This is a genomic window from Paenibacillus shirakamiensis (assembly GCF_017874255.1).
GTDB lineage: Bacteria > Bacillota > Bacilli > Paenibacillales > Paenibacillaceae > Fontibacillus > Fontibacillus shirakamiensis.
Genome location: NZ_JAGGLD010000002.1, coordinates 420,642 through 445,013, shown reverse-complemented (window position 1 = coordinate 445,013; position 24,372 = coordinate 420,642). Strand labels below are relative to the sequence as shown.

The window sequence follows — 24,372 nt, the reverse complement described above, 5'->3', positions numbered from 1 at the left end:
ATTATGAAGAAGCTGCTAGAGCAATATGCTGCGGACTATGCAGCTGCACAAGAAGGGGTAAATGGGAAGCAGGATGATCCGAGCAGTATTCATTATCCTGCGGTCTATGTATTTATTGGAGACCGAATCGAGGAGGCGATAGAACCTTTGATTCGGAATCATGATCAGAAATGGGATAACAGTGCAGGAGTCATGTATTTTCATTTGACTTCGGATGTAGGAGTGGCGGCAGGGAACAAGGCCGCCTTTTCCCCTGCCTATGGAATGGACACTGCGAATCCGATCATTGAACCTTTAAGCGACCGATTGACACGCTATGAACTTCCTAGCCTCAATCAGCAGGATGAGCGTTCCAAAGCGCTTCGACCAGATGTATATCAATCTTTTTATGAGGGAACGTCCTCTATTCTGGGATTGAATCAGGCTTTGCGTAAGGTAAGTCAGCAGATTGCAAATTACGGGCGATTGTATTCTTCTTTTGACCGAATTCATGTATCCGTCATTACCGATGCGCAAGATCCATTCACTATTTTGGTGCCGGAGATCACGCTCTTAGCTGGGGCCATATTCGGACAATCATTCAAATCTGTACAGACGGATCTCTATGTATATGTCAATGAACGGGAGGACTTGCCTAACTACGACTATAACCGAGCGCTTGGGGTGGCCTTTCTTCGGGAACTCGAAGATATGCAAAGAGCAGATTATTCGTTCGCGAAGCCGCTGCTTCAGACAGAAGAAGGAATTTCTATTCCTGTGAAACATCAGGATGCCCCACTATTTGACCTAGTCTATGTTCTCTCTGACAAAAATGAACGAGGAATTACCTTGCCTGGCGGGATTCGTGATAACGATGAGATCATCTGCCAGATCAGTCTGCTGAAGAATCGGCAAAAGAAAGATCAAGTTCACACACCGCAGTGGGGTGAAGCTTACAATAACAATGCTTTTAAGAACAATATCAGAACGGAGACGGGAAGGCAGGGATATGTCAGCGCAGGATTTGCCAAGGTGAAGCGACCTAGTGAATCGATCGCACTGACCGTGCTCTATCATTTTTACAGACAACTTATCCTTCGGCTGAATGGTTCTATAGATTGGGGACGCAACGAGAAATTGCAATTCTTCGGCCTCGATGCCGCAGGGCTTGCAGAGCAGGTAGCCACAATTTTGCCGCCTGTAAGTAAGCTTGAGGATATGCACGGAATGATGACTCACGCTTCGAGCTTCCAAGCTGTGAAGAATCTGACCTTACGCGAAGCGGAAATGGCATTGTTCGGTGAAGGGGGCGAACTGTATTTTAGAGATAATTATGTGCTGGGGACAGAACGTCATCTAGCTGCATTAAGAGTAGATGAACAGATGGAGAGTACCGTTGATCGTAGTATGCAGCAGTATCCTCGGGTTGGTTTCTTTCATTTGGCGGAATGGACCGATGATACGGCAGAGCCGGGAAGTCTTCGGGAGGTATTTAGGGCGCTGATTCGAGAGCATAGTGCGCAACTCGATACTGCAAAAGCTGATCTGAGCTTACTCTACCAAGAGCGAGTTCAGGACCAGAATTTCAAGCGAGTTCCTATGATGGATAAGCTTAATTTGCGAAGCTTTATTCATTATCTAATTGATAAAGTATACGCTCTGAAGTTGTATATTTTACGCATGGAGTCAGAACTTACGTTGGCTAGGCGCTACGAGCAGGCGCTGGATCGTCTGCATGTGAAGTATAGAGAACACACTCGGCAATTAGAGCAGGTTGAAGATGATTTGCGCAGTAGTGCACTGCAAAGCATTCGTCTAGCAGACAAATATATTGGTCAAAATGTGTTTGAATACTATGAGCGGATTACCGCGGAAATCATGCTGGATTTAGAGGCGCGTAGAGGGCCGGATCTATTTTTCGAAGAACGCTATATAGGAAGTCCCGTGCATATGCTCGACCCTGGCGTGAAGGCACTTACCGAGCGAATGATCGAAGTAGTGCGAAGAGACATCTTGCCAGCTGCTCCCTTCTCCCAGACCTTTGAAGAAGAGCTGCTCCGCCGTTCTAATGTTACGATTGAGTATGCCAACAAGCAGGTCTTATCCAAAGATGAGATGTTCAAGCAGTTGTACCGGACGCTAGAAGAGCATTCGAGCATCCATCTACGGTTGTTCGACTACACGCAGGAACACCGCTATGAGGAGAAATATTTCTTCGGAGATGCGAAGAGTGAGTTCATGACTTATGCTTTAGACGCTGATCAGTCCTCACGAATTTATAAGCTTGGCATGGTACATGAGAATCGTCGGAGTGGTGTAGAGAAGCTCAGCCTGATGGGCGGCTTCCACTTAGAGGATCTGCTGTTCTATCGTAATGGCAGGGTAATGTACGAGACTTATATGGCGAACGATTATGTATTCCATGTGGTGGATTCGGATCAACTGCCAATGCTGAGGTAGGCTGTTGATATATCTGTTGCTAAATCTAGTTAAATGGGCGTTTCTATAGAGTAGAGCAACATTCATTTGGGTGTAGGGTATTAATTTTGATGTAGCTATACTCTACATTTTGAAAAGTAACATGAAGGAATAGGGCTCTGATAAGTAACATGAAAAAATAGAGCTGTGATAGGTAGCACGAAAAAATAGGGCTGTGATAAGTAACATGAAGAAAAGGGGCTGAGTTGTGGAAAATCATTTGGCCTACTTGAGCAGGTTTTGAAAGGGGTATGCACAACGTGCAGCGTAAATTAAACATGCTAATGATTCTGATGAGCCTCATTGGTGGGCTTGTAGGATTCGCTCTGGGAGAATGGTTGTTGAATGAATACATCGGTAGATGGCCGATGATGGTTCTAGTGGGAGCTTATTTTGGGATCCTAGCTTTGTTCGTAGGACTGTTTTGCTTAATTGCAGAGCAGATCTCACCTCGCCTGAATGGGGCTTCTTGGAGACAACGGTATGTGTCCACTTCTTGGAAGTTGCTTGTCCCTGCAACGCTTATCATGTTATTTGTAGGCGGAACAGCGATGGAGTTCATCTATGAGCTGAATGTGAACGGCAGCAAGAAAGTAAGCAACATTGTCCTGCTTATTGATGACTCGGGCAGCATGGGACAGAATGACCCGAAGCAAGCCCGTTACAGCGCCGCCAAAAATCTAGTAGACCAGATGGATACGGATAAAAGAGTGGCCGTACTTACCTTCAATGATCATGCTCAAATCGTACAGCCCTTCATTCGCTTGGACAGCAATTCATCTAAGAATCAGGTGCGAACGGCCATTGATCAATTGAAACCAACGGATGGGGGAACGGATTTAGATGTAGCGCTCGCAGATACCCTTAAGCATATTAAAGATCAGGCAACATCTAACCGCGGAACAATGGTCATTCTTTTGTCCGATGGCGTAAGTCAATTGAACATGCAGAACGCGCTTAAGGAATATATTCAAGATCAGATTGCCGTCAATACGATCGGACTGAATTTGGTCGATGTCAGTGGATCGAATCTGCTCAAAGATGTAGCACAGGCTACAGGAGGAAGTTATAGCGATGTGTCCGATGCGGGCAATCTATCGCTAGCTTTTCAGCGTATTTATGATACGCTTGGCGATCGCTCTTTGATTACGGAGCGTACAGGTTCAGAGGCAGACAATATGTACTATACGTTGCTTCGTGTGGCTGGGTTAATTTTCATCGGACTGCTGCTTGGCCTTGCCCTAGGAATTATGTTCGATAATCGATATTTAGCTAAAAGTTTTGCCATTGGGGGAGCGGTATCAGGACTCCTTGCTGGCTTGATTTTAGAGTTTGGCTTACGTGGCTCCGTGAACGATCCTTGGGTATGGCGACTCTTGGCCGATCTCATTCTTGCCGGTGTCATCACCTTATTCTCCTCAGTCATTCCTGTGAAGGAGCATTACAAATCCGAATCCCAGCGGGGAAATCCCGCTGCACGAGGAGCCGCTGCAGGTTATGTAGATCGATCCAATACTTCGCATAACAAAAGCTTTTAAAGGCAGACAGAAGGGAGCGAAACATCAAGTATGCGGATGATCAATAGAGATGAGGGGTCAGCATTACCGGCCATTCGTGAGCTTACTTCCCGGTTAGATGAAGATCGTTGTACTTTACGTTGGATTTGGCCAGAGGGTGTTGAAGCGGTATATATTCACAGACGTGGCGCTGACTATGTCGCAACTCCTCCTTTAGGTAGCGAGATGTCAGAAACGGAGGGGATTCACTCATCCCTGGATCAGATTCGTACAGATGAACTTAAATTATATACACGCAGTGAATACAAAGCGAACAATGGGTATCACGATCGTATTCAAGGTATTGGTAAAATCTCCTATACGGTGTATGCAGCCACGAACCGGGAGAGAGAGCAGGTCTTAGTCCGCCAGCCGGAGGGAGAGAACCGCACAGAGATTAGTACGGGGAAGGCACGTATTTTTTATTCTATCCGGCAAAAGGGCGGTTGGTTCAGTAAATATAAATCCGTTCAAATTATTGTCACGGCAGAAGTAGCGATAGCTATGGACATCTTGTGTTATGTAAAAAAACAAGGGGGTATGCCTGTCAGCAAAGAGGATGGGACGGTGTATCCCTTTGTGAATCCTTTTCAGGCGGGACGCAATGTCTTGCCCGTCATTGAAATCGGGAAGCAAGACGAACTGCGTTTGTTCTTTACAGATGGGCGCAAGTACGGTCACACGTATGCGTTGATCCCCGAATAAGCCTTGTAAGGGACCCGGGGTTAAGGGAACATGGAAGGAGAAGAAGTAGATGAGCTTTTTTAGCAAATTTAAGAAAAAAACGCAGGCGGCTCCACCGCCGCCTTTCTATGATATTGTCTGTCCATTTTGTTTCAGTAAATTCTCACCAGAGGAAGTCGTATTTCGAGCTGCGCATAACCGTGAAGATGACGAAGATTATGCGCTAGGCGAAGATGTCGAGCTCAATCGTTACCGAGCTAGATTTGGTCTCGACACCGTACATGATATTGAAGCTATTCTCTATCCTCGAGACATTCATGAGGAGCATCGAATCTATTCAGATCATGTCATAACTGGACTTACAGATCGTTATGGAGTGCTTACTCGACGTAGACTGTGTCCGAAGTGTCATAACGAACTACCGGTGACATCGGGTAAAGTACCGAGCAATATTATTTCAATTATTGGAGCTTCGCAAGCGGGGAAATCGGTGTACATGACAGCACTCATTCATACGTTGCAGCATGAGACGGCAGATCATTTCAATGCGGCCTGTATGCCACTAAATGCAGAGATTAGCCGCAAATTCCGCACGTCATATGAAGAGCCTCTATTCGAGCGGGGGGATTTATTAGCTTCTACGCAAAAGGAGAAAATGCAGGAGCCATTTATCTTCCAATTCGTCTTCAAAGATGAGCGGAAACCGCCCCTAACCTTAGTGTTCTTCGATGTGGCAGGTGAGGGAATGGTCGATCAAGATTACCTGGGACTACATGGACAACATATCAAGAACTCTGCCGGCATTCTCTTCATGGTCGATCCATTGCAGATTCGCTCAATCCGGGAGAAAATTCGGCTGAAGCTTGGCGATAAGCCAGGAGAATGGGTCTCTCAATATGATGAACCACGGGATGTCGTACTTACAATGTTCGGCGATTTCATTGCCTATGAAGACAAAGGAAAGACCGATATTCCAACGGCGATCGTCTTAACAAAAAGTGATATGCTACATGCTTTGGCCGATGATGAGGGTGAGTATATTAAGCACAACAGTAACATTTTTAACCATGCGGTACATCGCCGTACACTCAATCTAACGGAATTCGAGAATATTGACGGAGAAGTCAGACGCTTAATCGAAAAGGTAGATCGTCCCTTCAAAGGCACGATGGATGTGTATTTCAAGGATACGGCCTATTTTGCGGTATCTGCGCTAGGGAGTAACCCTGTGGATCAGCGGCTTCAAGGAGTGGTTAGTCCGATTCGTGTGGATGAACCGTTCGTCTGGCTGTTATATAAGTTGAATTATATCGAGGGGAGCGAAGCCTAGTGAGAGATGTTGCTTCTGCTTCGGGCCCCATCGAGCAGCAGGTATATACCCGCGAACGACATGGAATTTTCAGACCCACGGAAGGCTTTGATACGGTAGCGAAGTCGGAGGGACTGGACCCTTCTTTTATCAAAAAAGTCCTGCATCCCTTCTGTGTCTATGATGCTCCAGCTGAGCTACTTGCCAGTGGAGAGAAGGATGGCAGAGCTTATCCCGAATCTATCCATGTGTTCCATACGGACAGTGGCGAAGCTGTGATAGGTCGGAACATCTATCAACCCGCCGATTTCACAGGGCTTCGTAGTGCGATGTTCAGCCATAATTATGTGCTGTCCTCTGCTAGCCGAGACGCCATCGTTGAAGATTATGCACAATGGATCTATACAGATTTCATGGACCACTACGATGTGGACCAAGGAGTAAATCTTCCTTCTCTTCTTAAGCTTCCTGTGCAAAAAGATCAGGGTGGTTCTCCGGCAGATCAGCCTTATACTCTTTTAGAAGAACTCTGTATCTCTGAACAGACATTTAAGCAGTTGATCTATACGGTCATGTTGTCCGCCTCGGGTGGAAGGAAAGTCTATATAGCGCTGGATGTACCTGCTTCTTATATATCCACCGCGGCTCAGCCCTTGTTAGAGCTAATATATCGGGCCCTACCTTGGGCATATAGGCGAATGCTCGGATTCACAACGTATGCCAAGGAGCCGCAAAGCCGTAAAGGTATTCATATATCCTTTGTAGAGCGTGGGAGTCTAAGGCCTGGAGATCGCTCCATTGAGAAGGATTATATCTATGATCTAGCAACGGGGCGTAACACTTCGCTGGACTTAGATTGGGCGCAGCAACCTTATCTGGATTTGGTATGGGATCGGTTGGATCGTCCGCAGGAGTTGGAAAACTTTTATCGATTTGCTGATGATATGGTACAGGATATGGGTGTTGGGACAATCATGTCCGTGGCAAGTTATCATGAACTTTGTAGGTTATATCAGATCGAAGCAGGCGATTCCTCAGAATATGTTGCACATCAATCTGCTATTTTGCGCAGCATGCTCGATTACTTAAGTCCACCCGGTGCACTCCGTTCCAAAGAACGGTTAAATGACTTATTTTTAGCAATCTTTGATCAAGAATTTGATGCACTTCAGGTAGGACAGTCCCCAGATGTATTCGTCGCTGAATGTTTCCGAGATTACTATGCTCTGGATCCACGGAGTCATGAGCGAAAGATTGTAGAATATTTCATGCGAGCGCTGCTGATGGCACGCAATGAACCTGAATTATTTCATTCATTATATGCACTTATAGATGGCAATGTAGGATTGCACAAAGCTTTTTTCAACCGCATTCTGTCCCATTCTGAAATTGCTTCACTGCTATTCATACCCTATCTCCAGAACAAGTTAGAGGGTACTACTCAGGCTAAAGAGATCGTCAGCTTAGTGCTGGATTGGGATCGTTTTGACCCGAACGTCTGGAAGGAACATGCTCATGTAGAAATACTACTGACCACATTTGAGGCCAAGCTCAAGCGTGAACGAGATTTGGCGGGTGCTGTGCAGGATATCGAGTCCCAGTTAAGCAGATCATCTACTACAATTGAGAAAACATCGGGACGTGGAGAAAGCGGAATACGAGATTTGTTGGATGAGGCAGCCCAGCGGATTCTGCTCACTGAACTAGATCTTGAGAGGTTGACTCCTACTCAAATGAATAAAATTAGCTTCATACAGAAGCCAGAACGAGCTTCAGATGTTGGACAAAGGCAACGAGGGCAGGTCAACCGGAATTCGAATGTGGATATTGAACCGATGACAAGCCAAGCTTCCAGTGCTGGTAAGCATCGAGAAGGCAATAAAGAAGCAGGCGGGCCTCAGTTAAGAACGAAGCGAGCTGTGTTAAAAGCCCTCCATCAATGGTTTGGCAGTAAGGTGGCAAGTCCTTCATTGTTCGATCCGCTTAGTCCAGGTGAAATGGAGCAAGTTCAACGGATTGGACGCAGGTGGCTGCGGGATGAGGTCAATCAAGGACAATTTGAGAATGTAGCCCTTGCTTTCTGTGTAGGCGGAACCCGAGATGCTGTGGACTTTGCCATGTTAGTGGATGGACTGCGCCGTATGGCGGCAACCCCTGAAGTCATGTATCAGTTCTTCGCATGGTCGAATCAGGAGCCGAGCTATGTATTAGGCAAATCTCGGTTTCATGGAAGTTATGAGAAAGCTATATATCAGTATTTCAAGAAATATGATGCAGATGCATTGAAGAAACGATCGAACTGGAAAACCTATTTTAGCACCGTAGAAGACCCATTGAAATCAGTCTATGAAAAGGCCCGTCTGGAGCTAACCTCACCGCTATCTAGAATATTACGCAAGCCCTTCATGCTCATCGCATTCATTGTGGTAATCGGAGCGCTAGGCACATGGAGTATCCTACAGCTGACTCATACTCCCGAGCCAGCCGTTGTGGTTCCGCCAGTCGTGGACAAGCCCGTGACCCCACCGGCTTCCGAGAAGCCCAAGCTTCCAGAGCGCGCGGTCTATGCGGCACAAGTGACGAATGCAAAAGGCAAAACGATGATACAGCTCCATTTTTTATTCAGTGATGCTGAAGCTTGTCGGGCCTTAGATACGAAGATTCCCCTAAAAGTGAACATTCGCTCTACGGGAACGGAGAATACGGGTAAAGATTACACGCTAAGAGATGTAATATCTTCATGCGCAGCGGGAACACCATCCACTGCGATATCCTCTACAGCGGCACCGAGTGCTGGCAACGAAGTAACTGAAGAGAGCAAAGTAACAGACACACCTTCTACGATTTCAGGCATGGAAGGGAAGCCCAATGCGGGAACTCCCGAATCATCTACAACAACAGGCAACCCTTCCGGGGGAGTAAACGGTACATCTTCTTCCACGCCATCCGGTGAGTCCCCTACTACATCTTCTAATAAAGAAAACAAAGGTTGGAAGCTGATTGAACCGACCGATGGAGAGCAGCTTGTGGAGATTCAGAAGGGAGATTACACGAGTTCAGTGACGGGTGAGATTAACCTCAGTGAGCTACCTGCAAATGCAGAGTTTCGTATTCAAGAACAACCTTTCATTTGGGTAAGAGAAGATTTTTCTTCTTGAGGTAGTGTAGGATTTGAGATTGAGATTGCTATAAGGCATAACGAGAATCAGGATCTGAAATGATAGAATCTGATCCTCGTTATGTCTTTTTAGTTTATTTAATATTAACAATATAGTAAAAACATGAATAAAGTAGGGAATAGTATGCAAAAAGTACAAAATAAAAAAACTTTATATTAGGACGTTTATCGACAAAACTAGTCAATAGACTACAAAATAACCCGGTTATTAATTTGGAATATTATTGATATAATAAATTAAATTTACAAAAGAGGTGATATTTTGACAAAGTTTTTGAGGAAAAGCGCCATCTTGTTACTCGGCTGTCTATTCGTTATATGTATGATGAACACGACTCTGTATGCGGCAAAAAGTGCAACAAAAGAAACAAATTCCGTACCAGCCCCAGAACCTTCTGCAAAAGAAGATAATGCTATTCTTCCCAAGGTAGCTGAACCCGAGAAAACCCCTCAAGGAAATGAAGAAAAGAAAGATGCAGTAGATGTAAAACCTAATGAAAAAGCTACACTAGCCGCTGTCCCTACTCCCCCTACCTCTCTTAAATCCTCGATTCAATCCGATTCCACGATTAATGTGGAATGGACGGCTTCTCAAGATGCCTCCCTGGTTGCCTCCTACGAAATCTATGTGAATGGAAGTTTAGCAGGCTCGGTGGCAGGGAGCCAATCGTATTACACCATTTCAGGTTTATCTACAGGAACTACTTACAAGATTCAGGTAAAAGTTAAGAGTAAGGAAGGTACTTATTCGGAGCTTAGTCAGAGCATCGATGTGTCTACCCTCTCTGGCAAAAAAGTATATGAGGTGGAGAGTCTAACAGTCTCCAAAAGCTCTGGGGATTCGCTCACAAAAGTGAGTGAAAAGGAATCCAGCGGGGGAACCCATGCCTTTTATCAGTCGAATGAAGCTGGAGACTATATTGAATTTCCATTTCAGGTTACAGAAACTTCAAATTATGATATTGAGCTTCGCCTCAAACAATTTACTAATCGAGGTATAGCGCAAATTTACGTAGATAATATTGCAGTAGGTCAGCCGCTTGACTTCTATAATCTAACAGCTAAGTACACCACAACGCTTGTAGGCTCTGCAAATCTGGACTCAACTCAGAATCATACCATTAAAGTCGTACTTACAGGCAAAAATGCAGCAAGCAGCAGTTTTATTGTGGCTTTAGATGCCATTTATTTAACGAAGAAAGTATCTTCCTCAGCAACAACGGCACCTTCTAGTCTGAAATCAGCCGTTCAATCGGATACTTCCATTAATCTGGAATGGACAGCTTCAGTGGATACCAAAGGTATTGATAGTTATGAAATCTATGAGCATGAACAGTTAGTAGGAAAAGTAGCGGGTACGCAGACTTTTACCACTTTACTCAGTTTGACGCCGGGTACAGCGTATTCCTATCGGGTCAAAGCCAAGAACAAGGACGGAATTTACTCGGATTGGAGCAATACACTCCAAGTGTCTACGCTTACGGGGAAGAATGTCATTGAACTGGAGCAGTTAAGCGGAGCAAAGACATCCGGGAAAACCTTAACTAAGGTCAATGAGAAGGAATCTAGCGGAGGCTATCATGTATTTTATGAGTCAAATGCAGTGGGAGACTATATAGAGTTTCCTTTTCAGGTCAGCAAACCGGGTTCCTATCAACTAGATCTTCGGGTTAAACAGTTCACTAACCGTGGAATTACACAAGTCTATGTGGACGGCAATGCGGTAGGTCAGCCTATGGATCTTTATGGATCATCTGCAAAGTATGTAGAAGTATCTGTAGGGAACATAGCTTTAGATAACCGTACGACGCATACCTTGAAGTTTGAAGTAAAGGGGAAAAATGCATCCAGTACTAGCTACATTCTTGCGTTAGATGCAGTTTATTTCACAGCATCCACGAATACCGATCCGTATGAACCCAATAATACAATCGCAAGTGCAGCTGCTATAGATGTCTCTAAATTAATCACTTCCAATATCTCAGATGTACTGGATCAAGATTACTTCAAGATTGTTGCAAGTGAAAGTGATAGTTACTTCCTAACTCTACAATCGCCCGTAGATAAGAATTACAAGGTGGAAATTTTAAATGCAGCAGGCCAAAAGCTGAATGTGCAACAAACGGTGAACAAACAAGATGTAGACGTCTCATTTTTTGCAGCCAAAAATGAGACCGTGTATATCCGTATATACACGGATTCAGGGACGTTTGGACCCGAATCCTACCTGCTACGCATCACCCCTTCGCCTCTGAAAACGTACACTTATGATGATGCGAACCACTTGACGAAATTAGAGTATGAACAAGGACTCTATCAATACGTTATTCAATATGAATATGACCGCAATGGGAATTTATTGGCACGTCGTGTAATCAAAACACCAAAATCTAGCTAATGAGGTGATCGTATGATTAACCATAAAAGAAAAAAACATATGACAAAATGGATGATGGCAGCTATATGCTTTGGTATTGTCGTATCCCCTTTTTCCTCCGTAACCACAGGATTTGCAGCAGAAGTTGTGGATCAATTTAATGAGAAAATCCTGGGCAAACCTGCTGACAAACCGTTTCTTCAAGTACCGAATAAAGAAGGAGATATTACGGCTAATCAAGATTTAACCAAGTTTAAAGGATTCACTTCGGATAGCAGTGTGGCACATAAGAAAGAAGAGATTCAGCCTAAGGTTAATCCTATAACGGCTAAATCGATGAAAATTGACAACAAAAAAACGGATTTGTTCAGCTTGAACAAACAACAGGTTGAAGAATTAGTCACCAGAGGGTACAGCGTGGATGACATCTATAAGGTGGATGAACTTGCCAACAAGTTATTAATAGATCCACAGAAGATTATTAACCGTAAAGAAGGAGACAAATTGGACTGGGTGAAGCTAGCTGAGGTGCTTCAGCAAGAGAAAGAAACATCACTACTTCAAGATTTGATCAAATTGCATCCTACAGAGTATCAACAGCTTGCCAGTGAAAAGTTGACGGACCAGAATAAGATTCTTTTACTTAGTTCGTTGGATCAAGGGAAGGGAAGTATCACGGACTTATTAAGTCTGTTCAAGTCTAAGGGAGAAAAAGCCGTCTCCAATTATGAACCTGCCACCTCAGCAGCGAAGACCCCATCGGCGAAGTCCACGGATGATGCGTCGATAGATCCTAAAGTACTTAGTAGGTTGAAAGCCGTAGCTGAGAAGACAGGTACTCCCCTCCAAGAGCTTATCAGTAAATTTAAGACTGCCAAAGGTTTGAGTGAAAATGTACTTGCGGAGAAGGAGTGATTATAGGTGATCAAATTATTTAAGTATACCCGTAACTTTATAATGGCTCTTATCCTCTTTGTGGTCAGTTCACAGATGGGGGCTCCATCTGCCTATGCTCAAGTGGATAACAAAGTTCTTGAAGGTGTATTGAACGGATTGGTTACGCCAAAACTTGTTAACGAATCGAATAAGCCTAAATTTTCGGATCGGAATCAAGTATCAGAGACGATAGATCCAGCCACCGGCACCTTAACCCTCACCGAGCACGACTTGAATCTGCCCGGCAAAGATGGGCTGGATGTCAATCTGGATCGTCAGTACAACTCTAGTCAAGCTGAAGTAGGATCCAAGAGAGTATCTGTTACCTCCGACACGAGTCAATTGGTTGGATACGGTTCAGGATACTATGTCACTCTATTATATTGGGATAACGCTACATCCAGTTATGCAACCAAAGTTCCGGGTTACTACAGCGACTATAGCTCAGCCTACAGCATAGCCGATTATTATATTCGCAATCAGCCCGACAGCGGGCGGATATATCTTGATTATGATATTGAATATAAGACGGTACAGTATGTGCAGATTACCTATACAACTACGACCAAAATTTATCCCGATGAGAACTCTTATAGCCGGCAACGCTATGATCTTGGAGGAGGCTGGTCGCTAGCCTTTCCTTCTTTACAAATGGAAGGTGATTATATCCATTACCATGATGGGACCGGGGCAGCCTATGTAGTTCGGTTTGATGGTAATAATCAGGGGAGTCTAGAGAATTACGGGAGAAATGATGTAAGTATGCTCTATGACTCTAGTTACTCTAATGGGCAAATGAATTCAAGTTATGTATTTACGGATGAACATAAGAAGAAGACTTACTTTGGTAGTGATGGCAGGCTACTAGGAATGAAAGATAGGTTCGGCAACGAGGTCCGGTTTACCCACATCAATCGGACGTTAAATGGCAGTACGTATCCGGTCATCTCCAAGATTGTAGATTCCATAGGGCGAAATATTGACTTTGCGTATCAGAGTAACTTGAACGACGCTAACTTTGATACACAAAGTATGACAGAGAATATTTCGATAACCGTGAGCCACCCTTCCACAACGGACAAACAGACCATTGTCTATAAGAAGGGAAGGAAACAGGTCAGTATTTTTGAGAATGGGACCTTAATAGGGAAAAGATACGAGCCGTATTTGTCCAGTGTTACAGACACCAAGGGATATAGCACCTATTATAACTATTATTTAGCTTCCGAGGCCTTTAACGCTCAGAACAAGTCACTTAGCAACACGGCCGGAACAGCAGTCTATCTCCTTCAATATGCGATGTATCCACATTCTACTAGCTTCTATGAATATCAGGTGGTTCCGCGAAATTGGGGAGGGAACGGGGCTTATCAAGCCTTTGAAGTAACTTCTCGGTGGGATGGGTTAAATATTTATGAGTACGATAAACCTAACCCAGAGATTAAGGCGAGGGGACTCTACAATCAACAGGACTATACGTATTTCGGGGATGTTACGGGATATCCAAGTTATAATGAAGAAGAGAGCTTGCCCGATTCCTATCGATTTGGTTCGGAGGTAACGAATCGCGATGGAGTGAAGACAAAGTCAACCTTTAATAATAAGAAGCAGCTTCTCACGACAGAGCAGACGGCCAAGAATGGTGAGACCTCTGCCGAGACCGTGCAGTCTTATGATACGAACTACAAGTTCAAACCGACGAAGGTAGAAAGTAAAGTAACGAGTGGAGGCAGGGAAAACAAGTTATATCGTAATTATCAGTATAGTGCTGCAGGGGATGTAGTGTCAGAGACTAGACCTCTAACCGCTGCCCAGCAGAATGATGCGAATCAGCTTAAGCAGTATACAACTACCTATGAATATGATCCCGCGTTCAAGCTGCCAACCAAAACGCAGTACTATAATGGCTCCACATTACTGAGTCAGATCACAGCCTATGATAGCCAGGGCCGAATCAAGACTGCTCAGAATGTAAATGGAGATATCACCTCGTATACTTACACAACGGCTTCGGACTCCAGAACAGTAGAAGTTAGCACTGCCCTAGAGAATGGAAAGACAGCCAGAACTGTGTCCGTATACAGCCAAAGTGCTTCTCAGTTGTTCCCTACCACCATCAAGAGCTACTATACCAATGAGGCTGGAGCACCGGTAGAGACTACGGTTCAGCGGAACTATAATGTTCTATTGGGATGGATGACTTCAGAAACTGATGCGGATAACAAAACCACCCAATATCAATATGATGCCTATGGAAGAGTAATCAGCGCTCTTCATCCTGTTACTAATAATCAATCGGGTGAGCGGTATCAGGTGGAAGATATCTGGGAGTATAATGACCAGATTGTAGACAACAGCCCCAATTATTTCGATGCGGATAACAAGTATCTTGTGACCAGTCGTGTAGATGCGTATACGAAGACAACGAAGCTTAATAATAATGTGGCAAGTTATGAGAACTATACGCATGAGTTCTATGATGGTTTTGGTAATCTCGTACTTCAAGGTAAGCTTGACATTGCCAAGAATAATGAGCTGATTGTTGCGCAGTACCACTACGATATTATGGCACGCCCAGAGTATGTCATGGACATGAGTGGCAATGTATCCAAGACTTCTTATGATGCATGGGGCCGTAATAATGAGATGATTGATCCTTTTAGCAACCTCTACCGGAATGAGTATGATCTGATTGACCATAAGAAGACCTCTTACTTTGTAGCCAGTACGGATATCCCAGCCTTCCGAAGCAATCCGCAGGATAGTCTGAAGCGTAATGTACTGGAATCCACCAGTGATAACTGGGGGAGAGAGACGATGCGTAAGGGCTTCCCGAATTGGCCGAACCGAACAACGAATGTCGTGCAAGAGAATTATAGCTATGATGATGCCGGGAATGTCACCGCTTATACGGACCCGAATCGTAACACAACGGGATATGCCTATGACAAGCTGAATCAGTTAACCTCAGTAACGAATCCGCTGAATCAGACCACTTCATATGCCTATACGAAGCTGGGGCAGCTTAAATCTACCACTCAGTCCGACGGGACGAAGACATGGGTGAGCTCCAAGGATTATGATGAGACAGGCTTCTTGAAGAGCAGTGCAGATCCTGCGAACACGCTCGACAAGTTCTCACGGAACAAGCTGGGGCAGATCACGCTTCGCACCGATCCGAACGGCAATCTGATTAATTATGTATATGATGAATCAGGTCGCAACATTTTTAAGCAGGTTAATGCTACATTGCTTAAGAATGTGTACCAGTACAGCTCTTATGGTCCGACCCGCCAGGAAGAGACGCGTAGCGGCGCTACCTTTATGACGGTCTACAATGACTATAATATGTACGGGTCGCAGACTTACAAAGCGAACGTCTCGGATGGAGTAGTCAATATCGTCCGTCACGAATTTGATGATCAGAACAAATTAAAGAATGTGTCGGATCCGTTTGATTTCTTCACTCAGTATGGATATGACAAGACGCGGATTTCTAAAGTACAGACCAACGGGGCTTCGACGGCTTCTAGTGCAGACACAGCCAATGCCTTCTATCAATATGAGCCCGATGGTAAGGTGAGCAGCATCACCTATCCGAAGCTTGGGGATGGAAGCATTCTGAAGACGTCCAAGAGCTATGATGGAATAGGTCGTCAGATTAAAGTATCGAATACCAAGGGAAGCACGGTGTTATCGGACTATCAATATGGCTATGATGCAAATGGTAACATCATAAGCATTACGGATAATGCAGGGACAACGAACTACCAGTACGACAAATTGAACCGACTGATTCAGGTCAGACGTGCAAACGGTCAAACGGTCGTCTACGCTTATGATGTCCGGGGGAACCGCTCTACCTTGAAGGGGGATAGTAACCTAGAGGATTCGGCAGATAAGACGTATACCTTTAATGCCTGGGATCAGCTCCAGACGGTAACTAAGGGCCAACAGACGACGCAGTTTGAATATGAGATGCAAGGGCTGCGATTATACAAATCTACAGGCAGTACCAAGACTCGTTATGCGTATAACAACAGTGGGCAGGTCATCTCCGAAGCCGATGCGACGAACCAAGCTGTAGCCAACTATGTATGGGGACCGGACCGGTTGCTAGAAAAGCGAGACACGGCTTCGAACAAGAAATATTATTATATGTATAACGGACATGGTGACGTTGTCCAGGTCATCGATGAGAATGGAACGGTGGTGAACAAGTACCAGTACGATGAATGGGGCAATATCTTGCAGCAGTCAGAGCAAGTGCCAAATTCGTTCAAATATGCCGGAGAAATGCAGGATGCCGAGACCGGACTATACTATCTGCGGGCGAGGTATTATGATCCATCTGCAGGACGTTTTATTAGTAAGGATACGTATCAAGGGGATGTATCTAATCCGTTGAGCCAGAATCTGTATACGTATGTGGAGAATGCCCCGCTAAATAATATTGATCCCACAGGGAATTGGTGTACATCTGCAAATGGTAAGTACTCACATCCGGGCGGTTGCAATGATTCGAATAATTGGAAGAATTATTCGGATGATATGAGTCATGATGGCCAAACAATAAAAAATGGACCCAATTTTGTTGGGCCACCTAGCGTTTATAATTACCCTGTTGAACAGAGGTATGCTAGATGGTATGCCGGAGATGTTACAGCTTTTGAAGGTGCTTCAGACAAAGTGAAGCAGCAACTAGCTTATATGGCAAAGAGTGATTGGACTTGGAGCGATGCAATAAGATGGTTCACTGCAGGAGCCGTAACTGGAGCCGTAATATTGAGTCCTGGATCTGGATTAGCAGCACTTGAAGTAGGGACAATAGGTACATCCACTTATAGCGCAACAACGCTAACCGGTGGTACCGCTGTATTATTTAATATACTTACAAGAGGTAAATCGGTAAGCGCAATACCTGCCTTAAATGCGGTTGCTAAAAAGGCTCTCTCAGTGAATAGACCTATTACAGGGATTATCAGAAGTGATGGAACCATAGAGGCTTATGTTCAAGATGCCCAATTTTCATATTCTCATAGGGGACTAGGTCTTACAAAAGCTGATACAGGTTTCAATATGTCGTTTTATGAAGGGAAGTGGAGTATAACAGGGTCAGGCTATGCAACTAGTCAAGGTTGGAGGCAACCAAGTGTAGCACAAAAAGAGATGATTACGAGTATGTTTGGAGTGAAGTAGGGTGGATTTATTAAATTTTTTACGACGTAAATATGCTGTTTACTGCCCTATATGTAGATCTGAGTTAAATGTGTATGCGTATAGATCAGATGACTCATTGATATTTAAATGTATAGTGTGTAATAAATATTACATTAAATCCAGTACCTCGAATATTTTAATACCTACTGATTATGGGGAAGTTCTAAATGAACAATTAAAAAATATTGAGGATCAACAGTATTACGAAGGAATTCGATCAAGTGAAGCATTAGGTCCAAAGTGGTTAAAATTATTGAACAGGTTATCAAAAAAAAAGTTTCAGTAATCTAAGTAAGAGTATTCTTGTAATTATAAATGGATAATTTAGTATATTTTTCTATTAGCCCAAGATTTATTAAATAGGGGGATTAAACTGAAGATGGTTAGTATGGATAGAAAATAAACTACAAAAATGAAGAAGATTAAATATTCTTAAAAAGCACTGTTATGTATTGCCTTCTTAGATTAAAAATCTAAGGAGGTTATTTTATTTTAGAGACAAAGCTAATATTTTGATGAAGATTGAGCTTTCAAGCGATCAGGTAAAAGTAAATTGTAAGATATGATAGATTGTGTAAGATGTTTAGGAGGTGTGGGCAATTAAAAGATTGGAATGTCCATGTTGCGGATATTTTACAGTAGATAGTGATTATGATATTTGTGACGTATGTTTTTGGCAATATGATTGGGTAGCGCATCAAGATCCTGATAGAAATATAGGTGCAAATCATATTTCATTAGCACAAGCGAAAGAAAATTATAGACAGTTTGGAGTATGCAAAAAAGAATTCATTCATATGGTAAGAGGACCACTTGAAGAAGAATTACCTGAAAACAATTGATTTAAATTTTCTTGGTTCCCCACATGCGAGTGTAACAACTCCATGTGGTTTTCTTTTGAATGAAAGCCTCCCTATTCCAGTGCTGAATGAAGCGGGAGACTGAATTATGCGACATGTAACCCATCTAAAGGATTGTTCATGACATAAATAAGTATATAAATTCTGGCACAGTGGATTAGATACATCCCCTTGATACGTATCCTAACTCTCTAAAGTACAGACCAAGGGGGCTTCGACAGTTTCAAGTGCAGACACAGCAAATGCCTTCTATCAGTATGAGCCCGATGGAAAGCTGATCAGTATCACCTATCCGAAGCTTGGGGATGGAAGCATTCTCAAGACTTCCAAGAACTATGATGGGATAGGCCGTCAGACCAAAGTATCGAATACCAAGGGAAGCACGGTGTTATCGGACTATCAATATGGCTATGATGCGAATGGTAATATCACAAGCATCACGGATAATGCAGGCACGACAAACTACCAGTATGACAAATTAAACCGACTGATTCAGGTCAAACGTGCAAACGGTCGTCTACGCTTATGATGTCCGGGGGAACCGATCCACTTTGAAGGGGGATAGCAACCTAGAAGAATCGGCAGATAAGACGTATACCTTCAATGCCTGGGATCAGCTCCAGACTGTAATTAAGGGTCAACAGACGACGCAGTTTGAATATGAAATGCAAGGGCTACGACTGTACAAATCCACAGGTAGCGTCAAGACTCGTTATGCGTATAACAATAGTGGACAGGTGATCTCCGAAGCCGATGCGACGAACCAAGCTGTAGCTAACTATGTATGGGGACCAGATCAATTGCTAGAAAAGCGAGACGCGGCTTCGAACAAGAAATATTATTATATGTATAACGGTCATGGAGATGTTGTGCAGATCATCGATGAGAATGAATCCGTGGTGAACAAGTACCAGTACGATGAGTGGGGTAATATCTTGCAGCAGGAAGAGCAAGTGCCAAATACATTTAAATATGCCGGAGAACTGCAGGATGCTGAGACCGGACTGTACTATCTACGGGCGAGGTATTATGATCCATCTGCAGGACGTTTTATTAGTAAGGATACGTATGAAGGGGATGTGTCTAATCCACTGAGTCAGAATCTGTATACGTATGTGGAGAATGCCCCTTTGAATAATATTGATCCTACGGGGAACTGGTGTACATATGAAAAAGGTAATTACTCACATCCTGGTGGGTGCAATGGGGGCACAAGAGGAGAAGTTTTTGCTGATGTTGGAACCTCTAAATATTTAGCAGATTCGGTAAGTGTTAATTTTGGAAGAAATATTGTATACAATGATGTTATACAAGGGAAATGGTACCCTAAAGGATCAGTTCATTTTAGCGGTGATAAGACTGGCCTCTCGGATGCAGTTTTGGGTTGTTGGTACGACAGCCAATGTGCAGGATTTGTTTCAGGGGCTGTTACACAAGCACCAGCAGTATATAACGAAGTTAAAACTGGAATATCCAAAGGATGGGGTTATGTAATGGGATTATTTTCTTCCAGTTCTGCTAGTTCTGCTAGTTCTGCTAGTGTTAAGCTATTAGAGCAATCTATAGCAAAAAAAGATGTTATTTTAGGTGCATTTGAAAATGGTAAGGTAACAAAACAATTTTTAGCTGAAACAGAAAGAGTATATGGACATAAAGCTTTTTTAGAAGGTAGCGAACTTGGTTTTGTACTTTTAAGGACCCTTCGACTGGTAAATATGTTCTTAGAGGCTTAGGAACTGCTTCAAGGATGGGTGAGAAATATATTTCACAAGGGCAATTGGCTATTGTAGCAAAAATATTTGGAATCAAAAAGTGGGGGAGTTGAAAATATTAATAATTATATACTGCCAAAAACTAACAAGGTTTTTTTCTGTCCCAAATGTGGATATGAACTTTATTTTGAGGCACTGACTTCCGATGGAGATTATTTTTTCTGTCCCAATATTAAATGCTATACGTATTATTTTAAACCAGATAATGAATGGAGATTGGAAGATGCAGGTTCATATCAAACGGTTATTGATTATCTTAGAAGTAAAGGGCTAGAAAATTGGCCTGGTATTCCTTCAAGCCAAATGTATCAAACGAGATGGAGAAAGTTTTTAAATTACTTTAAAAAACAGAAATAATTAGTATTTGAGGGGTAACGACCTCACGAATACTCACATAACGGTCTAAGCTACAATATTAAAACATTTACAGCCACATGCGAGTGTAACAACTCTATGTGGTTTTTTTATGTCTATTAATGCATAACCCCCTATTAAGTGCCTAAATTAGAATATGTAGAATTATTTTAAACAGTTATTGATGAACTTAAAAGTGAAGGGCTAGAAAATTGGTATGGTATTCCTTCAAGCTAAATGTATCAAACGAGATGGAGAAAGTTTTTAAATTATTTTAAAAAACAGAAATAATTAGCAAAGGTTGTTATAAGTATTTCAAATACTTAATGGGGCGAAGGGTAATTGATGTTCTTGTTAATGGTATGGGTTATGAGTCCAAAGTAGGCTACCTACAATACTAACTCAGCGTGGAATAAAATATGTTATTCATAAATAGCAGGAGGTGCTACAGGTGGTTTACCACTATCCGACGATGATTCCCCCATCAAATATTGAATACTCGGAAATGAATAAAAAACAAGCTCAGGAGCACTTTGATTGGTTCATGAAAGAAATTCCTACAAGAATCAAAATATTATTTGGGGCGATAGAAGCTTCTGGTATCAGAAATATCGAACGATTCGATATGACGCCACAATCGTTGAATTTACTCTGGACGTGGTTAAAAGAAAGAATAAGAACAGTTCCAACATCTCAGGAAGAAATGAACGCACTTAAAAAAAACATTGCCAAGTTCGATATTTGATGATGTAAGAGATTGGGAGCTAGATGTAGAAACTATGACAATGGTGATAGATGCTTCGATATATTTTGCAGAAGTGTTTCTTAAATATTACCCAAGTCTTCGCTGGGGCTTTTTAAGTAAACCCAGATCATATGTATATCTAAACAAGCCTGTAGTTATTGGTTTCAGATGTGGAGATTTATATTCTCCAACCATACTTTATAATTTGTGTATTTCATATGCAGATGGGCGATCAAACAAAGATTTGTCATCGTTGTTTGATGTCTGGGGAAAGTTTGTCAAATAATTTGTTTTCGCCACATGAGAGTGTAATAACCCATGTGGTTTTTTATTAATTCACAATATCAATTCCATAGGTAAGAATTTTTATTAGAAGGGTATATTTGAAGGATATCATTGTCATTAAAGAGGACATTCATAATTGGAGAAGGAGGGAGTAAATTATCAAACATAAGTTTGTAAAAGCCCAAATTAATTGGGTTCCTACTGATCTGGGTGGGAAAAAGAAATTCCCTTCAACAATTGGGGAATATTATACAATTGCCTATTTTTATGTGGATGGGGTATTAGATAAATCTGCTGGTCGGAGTGTGGTAATAAGAATGATTTCTAACAATAAGCGATATGAGTCGATATGTTATTTGAATTTTTTATTTCCTGAGATTCCACAGAATCAGAATCTTCTCTTTGAGGGAAATAAATTTGTACTATGGGAACTGAACAAGACGGCGGATGTTATAATCATTAAAACTTAAAATTAAATTAAATTTTACAAAGCCGTATATGAGAGTGATTTGACCCGAAATATACACTTATAGTAATTAAGTGAATTTTAAGTGTGAGTACGGTTCTATACTGATTTTAGATCGTATTAAAAATAACCTGTCGAACAAAATTTGAACATGGTTAGATTTTATTGAAAAAACTTAAAGTACCTCCTTAGATTAAAAATCTAATTGACAAAGATTAGTGTCCATTAAGTCAAACTAAGGTGAATATTAATGTGAAATGGACTAGGAAAGACTTAAGAGGTAGAAAGTATCACTAATTATTCACTGACAAAACTAAAAAAGGCCTTACTGTCGCAAATGTAAACATGAGCTTTAATTCGAAGCGCTCTCTTCCTGCGGAAATTTTTTTGTCCGAATATGAAAAGCTAAATTTAATTTTTGAGCAAATTGCTTCAATTATCAGAAGTATCGCGTATCATGCTTTCGATGGAAATAAAAGAACGGCATTAGACACTTTAAACATTTTGCTTAAAGACTTTAACTTATAAGGTCCCTTAAGTGAAAAACAGAAAAAAAGTTTGATAAATGACTTGGGGATGGAGTGATTAAAAATGTATCCACAATTTCAAGAATACTTCAAGGGAAATAATGTTAAAATATTTCTAAAATATGATGGGCAAAGAATGGATAAGGTTTTTACCGTGATTATAGTTGATAAAGACAATTCTCAAGCTAAACTTTCTAGTAACACAGATAACCCATTAAGAGTTTTTCAAGATTTTATAGCTGAGCTCAAGATTAAGGTTCCTGATAAGTTAAACACATTATATTTTAATACGTTTATTAATATGTTAAATAATTTAAAAAAGTCAATAGTTTCTAAATTAGTATTTGTTCTTATATCAGAATTTATAAAGGATGTTGAGTATAGTATTTTTATACAAAGTAGTGAGATAAATATTGATTTCATGAGTAATGATTTATTGAAGATAATAGAGGTTACTGAAAAAATAGGAAAATAAATCACTAGTTAAATGTTAGATATGAGGATAGTAGAATCTTACTTCCATAAATAAGGTGAATCTAAGAACCAGTTAAATGAATTTATAAAACTTATGTCAGCTTTCTAAAGTGGCGGGATGTTTTGGTTAATGAGTGTTACCCGTAGTAATCATTTGATTTAATTTAGTTGGAGTAAAGTAGGTGATTAAAATGAATGTACTTACACAGTTAAGGGTTAAATACGGTGTATATTGTCCTACATGCAAAAAAGAGTTGAATATATATCAAATTGCATTAGATAAATCCATTATGTTCTTTAAGTGTACAACCTGTGACATATATTATGAAAGAAGGAAGGGTGAAGAAGCTTTAACGGAGACACTTTATCCTGTTCTACAGAACAAAACTTATTTTAAAAATAACCCTCATATTGATAGTTATCATGGGTGGTCATCGAGTTTAAGCTTTGCGCCAAAATGGTTAGTATGGTTAGAATTCAAACTAAAATAATATAAAGAAGATTAAATATTTTTAAAAGCACTGTTATGTGTCGCCTTCTTATAAATCTAATGGGGCTATTTTGTTTTAATGAGTAAGCTAATAATTTAATAAAAATCGAGCTTTCAGGCATCTGGAAAAATTTAATTATAAAAAGAAAGATTGTGTGAGATATTCATAACTATAAGAAAGATGGGTATATTTTAAGTCGCAATTTCACAAATTTGCAACAGAAATGGCTTAGGGTGGATTGGACCTTGGGATAAATAACGGAGGGAGGACTAAGATTGGAGACTTTAGATGAAATTTTAAACGGTTTTTCAGTGATGATTATTCAAAGTGGAGGTGAACTGTATCTCCCGATCCAAGTTGCAAGTGAATTTATTCAAAAATGTTATGATAACAATCTTGCCATTTCAGGTATCGATTTTGTTCATATAATAAATAATCGAATTATGCCTGTGTCGCCTATTAACTCGATGGATGCTAGCCTTTTACTAGGTGAGAATCGAATATGGAGAAATTCAATTTTAGAGTGTAAGAATTTTGCTTTGAGTGTGATACAGAAAGAATTAGAACGGGACTCTGAGCAATTTTGCAATTTTGTTGTATTAAGTGAGAATGATTTGCCCCCTATCATGTAATCTTGTAGTATTAGGCGGCCTTTAGAACAAGTTTGGTTTGAATATTTCC

15 protein-coding genes are annotated in these 24,372 nt (G+C 41.7%); all 15 read left to right on the top strand.

The features are described 5' to 3' along the window. Window positions 1-3 precede the first annotated feature (3 nt). The gene (locus J2Z69_RS08945) at window positions 4-2,439 is read left to right on the top strand and encodes a transcription initiation factor TFIID (protein WP_209861257.1); all 2,436 of its coding nucleotides are present in this window, start codon (window positions 4-6) and stop codon (window positions 2,437-2,439) included. A 302-nt stretch (window positions 2,440-2,741) separates the two neighbouring features. After that, on the top strand, window positions 2,742-3,995 hold the full coding sequence (locus tag J2Z69_RS08940; RefSeq protein ID WP_245339103.1) for a vWA domain-containing protein: 1,254 nt from the start codon (window positions 2,742-2,744) through the stop codon (window positions 3,993-3,995). 30 nt (window positions 3,996-4,025) lie between these two features. Then, entirely contained in the window at window positions 4,026-4,718 is a 693-nt protein-coding gene (locus J2Z69_RS08935) for a beta-mannanase (RefSeq protein WP_209861254.1), read from the top strand. 49 nt (window positions 4,719-4,767) lie between these two features. Further along, complete coding sequence (locus J2Z69_RS08930; RefSeq protein ID WP_209861253.1) at window positions 4,768-6,027, top strand: TRAFAC clade GTPase domain-containing protein; 1,260 nt, start codon at window positions 4,768-4,770, stop codon at window positions 6,025-6,027. Next, on the top strand, window positions 6,027-9,164 hold the full coding sequence (locus J2Z69_RS08925) for a GAP1-N2 domain-containing protein (RefSeq protein WP_209861252.1): 3,138 nt from the start codon (window positions 6,027-6,029) through the stop codon (window positions 9,162-9,164). The genes J2Z69_RS08930 and J2Z69_RS08925 overlap by 1 nt, the downstream gene beginning before the upstream one ends. 282 nt (window positions 9,165-9,446) lie before the next feature. Then, window positions 9,447-11,582: a fibronectin type III domain-containing protein gene (locus J2Z69_RS08920; protein ID WP_209861251.1), complete on the top strand. Its 2,136-nt coding sequence runs from the start codon at window positions 9,447-9,449 to the stop codon at window positions 11,580-11,582. A 39-nt stretch (window positions 11,583-11,621) separates the two neighbouring features. Next, window positions 11,622-12,476 (top strand): hypothetical protein, encoded by an 855-nt coding sequence (locus tag J2Z69_RS08915; protein WP_209861250.1) that lies wholly within the window; start codon window positions 11,622-11,624, stop codon window positions 12,474-12,476. Window positions 12,477-12,482: 6 nt separating this feature from the next. Beyond that, entirely contained in the window at window positions 12,483-17,696 is a 5,214-nt protein-coding gene (locus J2Z69_RS19420; RefSeq protein WP_209861249.1) for an RHS repeat domain-containing protein, read from the top strand. A gap of 611 nt (window positions 17,697-18,307) precedes the next feature. Then, window positions 18,308-18,559 carry a CPCC family cysteine-rich protein gene (locus J2Z69_RS08905; protein WP_342591574.1) on the top strand — a complete coding sequence of 84 codons (252 nt, stop codon included), beginning with the start codon at window positions 18,308-18,310 and terminating at the stop codon, window positions 18,557-18,559. Between the two features lie 292 nt (window positions 18,560-18,851). Next, on the top strand, window positions 18,852-19,106 hold the full coding sequence (locus J2Z69_RS19500) for an RHS repeat domain-containing protein (protein WP_209861450.1): 255 nt from the start codon (window positions 18,852-18,854) through the stop codon (window positions 19,104-19,106). Further along, window positions 19,081-20,310 (top strand): RHS repeat domain-containing protein, encoded by a 1,230-nt coding sequence (locus J2Z69_RS08895; protein WP_209861247.1) that lies wholly within the window; start codon window positions 19,081-19,083, stop codon window positions 20,308-20,310. Before J2Z69_RS19500 ends, J2Z69_RS08895 begins: the two co-directional genes overlap by 26 nt. Before the next feature lie 66 nt (window positions 20,311-20,376). Further along, window positions 20,377-20,706: a hypothetical protein gene (locus J2Z69_RS08890; protein WP_209861246.1), complete on the top strand. Its 330-nt coding sequence runs from the start codon at window positions 20,377-20,379 to the stop codon at window positions 20,704-20,706. Between the two features lie 448 nt (window positions 20,707-21,154). Next, complete coding sequence (locus J2Z69_RS08885; RefSeq protein WP_209861245.1) at window positions 21,155-21,448, top strand: hypothetical protein; 294 nt, start codon at window positions 21,155-21,157, stop codon at window positions 21,446-21,448. 1,342 nt (window positions 21,449-22,790) lie between these two features. Further along, window positions 22,791-23,201 carry a hypothetical protein gene (locus J2Z69_RS08880; protein ID WP_209861244.1) on the top strand — a complete coding sequence of 137 codons (411 nt, stop codon included), beginning with the start codon at window positions 22,791-22,793 and terminating at the stop codon, window positions 23,199-23,201. Between the two features lie 765 nt (window positions 23,202-23,966). Further along, a complete protein-coding gene (locus tag J2Z69_RS08875) occupies window positions 23,967-24,323 on the top strand; it encodes a hypothetical protein (RefSeq protein WP_209861243.1) in 357 nt (118 codons plus the stop codon). Window positions 24,324-24,372 lie beyond the last annotated feature (49 nt).

Coding starts and splice junctions, on each gene's coding strand:
- J2Z69_RS08940 (WP_245339103.1), top strand. CDS start 2,742: ATGATTCTGATGAGCCTCATTGGTGGGCTTGTAGGATTCGCTCTGGGA.
- J2Z69_RS08930 (WP_209861253.1), top strand. CDS start 4,768: ATGAGCTTTTTTAGCAAATTTAAGAAAAAAACGCAGGCGGCTCCACCG.
- J2Z69_RS08915 (WP_209861250.1), top strand. CDS start 11,622: ATGACAAAATGGATGATGGCAGCTATATGCTTTGGTATTGTCGTATCC.
- J2Z69_RS08880 (WP_209861244.1), top strand. CDS start 22,791: ATGTATCCACAATTTCAAGAATACTTCAAGGGAAATAATGTTAAAATA.
- J2Z69_RS08945 (WP_209861257.1), top strand. CDS start 4: ATGAAGAAGCTGCTAGAGCAATATGCTGCGGACTATGCAGCTGCACAA.
- J2Z69_RS08935 (WP_209861254.1), top strand. CDS start 4,026: ATGCGGATGATCAATAGAGATGAGGGGTCAGCATTACCGGCCATTCGT.